The sequence below is a fragment of the Microcoleus sp. Pol7_B2 genome (assembly GCF_036701035.1).
In the GTDB taxonomy this organism is placed as follows: Bacteria; Cyanobacteriota; Cyanobacteriia; order Cyanobacteriales; family Microcoleaceae; genus Microcoleus.
In genome coordinates, this window is record NZ_JAUBQB010000156.1 from 1 (window position 1) to 4,247 (window position 4,247).

Genomic DNA, 4,247 nt, shown 5'->3' on the forward strand with positions numbered 1-4,247 from the left:
TTTTTCTAATTAACTATTTTTATCGATTTTATCATGATCTTACCTCTGTCTCACATTTATTTGAAATGACTATAACGATCGACAACACGGCAACTCTGGATAGGGCAATGCCCAAAGCGTGTCAACTTAAGCTGTCAGTCCACCCAGTCCTCCCGCCCACCCGGCAGTCCGCCAGGGAATGAATTCCCTGTCTCAGAGCGAAAGTCCTCTCAAAGAGGACTGAAGAACTCATTAGTCGTCTTCAGACGACTTTCGCTTTGAGGCAGGGGTTTAAACCCCTGCCGGACTGCCGGACTGAGGGTTTGCCCTTAAGCTGATACCAATATCTTTGCACCTTCCCGCAAACGAAGCTTGCGGACAGTCCTCTATTGTGTTTGTGTATTCTTGATTACTCTAGAAGATAGTTACAGATGAGGATTCAGATGATGACTCACGAGTTGAAGCGTCGAACCGTTTACTCTGCCGGCATTGCGAGTTTAATGCTGAGTATTTCGTTCTGGGTCGCTCCTGTAGCGCTGGCCAAATACACTCCTCCTCAAAACCCTTCTAAACCGAAAGAAACGGGGACGAATACCACTCGCAGCAGCAGTTGTGAAGGTAATTCATCGGCGAGATTGACTGCCTTAGTGCCGTTTAGCCATGTGGGAGTGACGATTTCTGGGCATCCGACCTTTACCTGGTTTGTACCCGATAGCCCTCCTCGTCCGCTGCAATTCCGGCTGTTTACTCGCACGGGACAACTGCTCTACAGAACCGAGATGCAGAGTCAGCCAGGAATAATGTCGGTTGCTTTGCCCTCAAATCTGCCCCAACTGTCGATCGGGCAATCCTATCAGTGGCAAGTGGTGTTGGTCTGCGATCCGGATGATCCTCCGAGCAATGTGGTGGCGGCGGCAGAAATCCAAGTAGTCCAGCCTGCTGCGTCGTTGCAGTCTCAACTTGCAGCAGCCCAAACTCCCCAACGGCGGATCGACTTGTATGCGGAGGCGGGGCTGTGGTATGACGCGATCGCAGAAGCGCGCAAAGACTCTGAGACTTCTCAAAGCCAAGCGGCGGTGCTGGAACTGCTGGATTCTCTCGCTAGTTCGGAAGCCGAACCTTTGAAAGAGTGGAGTGATCGATTGCGACAAATTAGGGCGATCGAACAACAACGCCAACTCCCGCAACCCAAACCCTAAAATCCCATGCAGCCTTTCTCGCTAACACTGTTTAAATTCAGTAATCGTAAAGTGCGATCGGGCTTCCTGTTTCCCCTCGCCTTTTGCCTTTTGTCTGTTGCATTTTACATTCCTCCCCACTCCTCACTTCCGGCTGCTGCTCAAACTACTGATGCTCGTAAAGCAGAGGCCGATCGGCTATTGCAGCAGGGGCTTCAACAGCATCAGACTAGCCAATTAAGAGCAGCGCTGAATTCCTGTCAACAGGCACTGCAAATTTATCGCTCCCTCAAAAACCGCCGAGGGGAGGGTGTAGCACTGGGCATTATGGGAATGGCTTACAACTCTCTGCACAACTATGCCCAAGCCATTGAGTATTCACAGCAGAGTTTAGCCATCGCCCGTGAAATTAAAGAGCGTAAATGGGAGGGTGCAACACTAGGCATTTTGGGAGACGCTTACCAATCTCTGGGCAACTCGGCCAAAGCCATTGAGTATTCACAGCAATATTTAGCCATCGCCCGCGAAATTAAACATCGCCTTGGGGAAGGTGCGGCACTGGCCAGTTTGGTAGTCGCTTACATCCGTCTGCGCGACTATGCCAAAGTGATCGAGTATTCACAGCAATATTTAGCCATCGCCCGCGAAATTAAACAGCGTCAATTGGAAGGTTTGACACTGGCCAGTTTGGGAATCGCTTACAACTCTCTGGGCGACTCGGCCAAAGCGATCGAGTATTCACAGCAAAGTTTAGCCATCGCCCGCGAAATTAAAGACCGCCTTGGGGAAGGTACGGCACTGGGCACTTTGGGAGGCGCTTACCACTCTCTGGGCGACTCGGCCAAAGCGATCGAGTATTCACAGCAAAGTTTAGCCATCGCCCGCGCAATTAAAGACCGCGGTGGGGAAGGTAGCGCACTCGGCAATTTGGGAAACGTTTACCACTCTCTGGCCGACTACGCCAAAGCGATCGAGTATACACAGCAGAGTTTAGCTATCGCCCGCGAAATTAAAGACCGCGAAGGGGAAAATAGGGCACTGGTCAATTTGGGAGCCGCTTACCAATCTCTGGGCGACTCGGCCAAAGCGATCGAGTATTTACAGCAAAGTTTAGCCATCGCCCGCGAAATGAAACACCGCCTTGGGGAAGGTACGGTACTGAGAAATTTGGGAGGCGCTTACAACTCTCTGGGCGACTCGGCCAAAGCGATCGAGTATTCACAGCAAAGTTTAGCCATCGCCCGCGCAATTAAAGACCGCGGTGGGGAAGGTAGCGCACTGGGCAATTTGGGACTCGCTTACAACTCTCTGGGCGACTCGGCCAAAGCCATTGAGTATACAAAGCTCAGTTTAGCCATCGCCCGCGAAATTAAAGACCGCCAAAGTGAAGGTTCAGCACTGGGCAATTTGGGAATCGCTTACCACTCTCTGGGCAACTGGGCCAAAGCCATTGAGTATGCACAGCAACAGTTAGCCATCGCCCGCGAAATTAAACACCGCTACAGTGAAGGTGCGGCGCTCAACAACCTCGGATTGGCGTTCCTAAAAGCTGGCAACCCAACAGAATCTGAAAAAATCCTCGTCAATGCCATTCAAGTTTGGGAATCGATGCGTCAAATGCTCGGCTCTAACGATGCGAATAAAATCTCCATCTTTGAAAGACAAGCTATGACTTATCGGACTTTACAACAAGTCCGGGTGGCTCAGAATAACCCGATCGCAGCCTTAGAAATTGCCGAACGGGGACGTGCTCGTGCCTTTGTCGATCTCCTGACACAACGCTTATCATCTGATTCTGCCAATTCGGTGATTACTGCTGCTCCCAACGGCGAGCAAATCCGACAAATCGCCAAAGCACAGAATGCCACTTTGGTACAGTATTCCATCATCTACGCCAACTTCGAGATTCAGGGACAACAAGTAGGGCGAGAATCCGCGCTCTACATCTGGGTGATTCAACCTACGGGCGAAATCACCTTCCGCGAGGTTGACCTCAAACCCCTTTGGCAAAAACACAACGCCTCCCTAGCCAGCTTGATAGTTGGCAATCAAGAATTCCTGGCTGTTCGCAGTCGCAGCAGTCTTGGCTTCACCCAACCCCAACCCAACTTACCGACACTGCATCAACTGCTGATCGATCCCATTGCCAGCCTGCTACCCAAAGACCCCAATGCCCGCGTCATTTTCATTCCCCAAGGTTCCCTGTTCCAGGTACCCTTTGGGGCCCTGCAAGATGAAGGCGGTACTTACTTGATCGAAAAACACACGATTCTCACCGCCCCCTCCATTCAAGTCTTGGATTTGACTCGACAACAGAAGTTAGCACAGAAGCAACCTAACAGCGGCAGGGCTCTAGTCTTGGGCAATCCCACGATGCCAAGTGTGTCTCTTTCTCTGGGAGAACCCAAACAGCAATTGTCTCCTCTACCTGGGGCCGAAGCTGAAGCTAGAGCGATCGCCCCTCTGCTCAACACTCAAGCCATCACAGGCGCACAAGGGACAAAAGCTGCGATCGTTCAAAAAATGCCTCTGGCATCGACTATTCACTTGGCAACCCACGGATTGCTGGATGATGTGCGCGGATTGGGAAGTGCGATCGCCCTTGCTCCTTCTGGTAGCGATGACGGCTTATTGACCGCAGAAGAGATTTTTGACATGAAACTGCAAGCAAATTTAGTCGTTTTGAGTGCTTGCAACACTGGAGAAGGCCGAATTACCGGGGATGGAGTAATTGGTTTGTCGCGCGCTTTGATTTCGGCAGGAGTGCCGAGTGTGATTGTTTCTTTATGGGCGGTTCCCGATGCGCCGACATCGGAATTGATGCAGGCATTTTATCAAAACTTGCAAAATAATCCCGACAAAGCACAGGCACTTCGGCAGGCAATGTTAACCACGATGAAAACTCATCCCCAGCCGCGAAATTGGGCGGCATTTACTTTAATTGGGGAGGCAGAGTAAGGACGATCGCTCTAATCTGCTTGTCGCGATCGATCTGGTATCTGTTGTGCATTGAAATTATACAGCACTTCCGGGTGTTATGAGGTACAATAAGAATAGATTAAAAAAAATACACCAATGAAAGCATATTCA

At 50.7% G+C, this 4,247-nt stretch carries 2 protein-coding genes; both read left to right on the forward strand.

From position 1 onward, the window contains the following. Positions 1–422: 422 nt before the first annotated feature. Positions 423–1,178 carry a DUF928 domain-containing protein gene (locus tag QUA57_RS28100; protein WP_333065084.1) on the forward strand — a complete coding sequence of 252 codons (756 nt, stop codon included), beginning with the start codon at positions 423–425 and terminating at the stop codon, positions 1,176–1,178. A 6-nt stretch (positions 1,179–1,184) separates the two neighbouring features. Further along, the gene (locus QUA57_RS28105) at positions 1,185–4,115 is read left to right on the forward strand and encodes a CHAT domain-containing tetratricopeptide repeat protein (protein ID WP_333251531.1); all 2,931 of its coding nucleotides are present in this window, start codon (positions 1,185–1,187) and stop codon (positions 4,113–4,115) included. The last annotated feature ends 132 nt before the right edge of the window (positions 4,116–4,247 follow it).

What these genes read in the sequence shown, in the direction of transcription:
- QUA57_RS28100 (WP_333065084.1), top strand. Translation starts at nt 423, where the DNA reads ATGATGACTCACGAGTTGAAGCGTCGAACCGTTTACTCTGCCGGCATT.
- QUA57_RS28105 (WP_333251531.1), top strand. Translation starts at nt 1,185, where the DNA reads ATGCAGCCTTTCTCGCTAACACTGTTTAAATTCAGTAATCGTAAAGTG.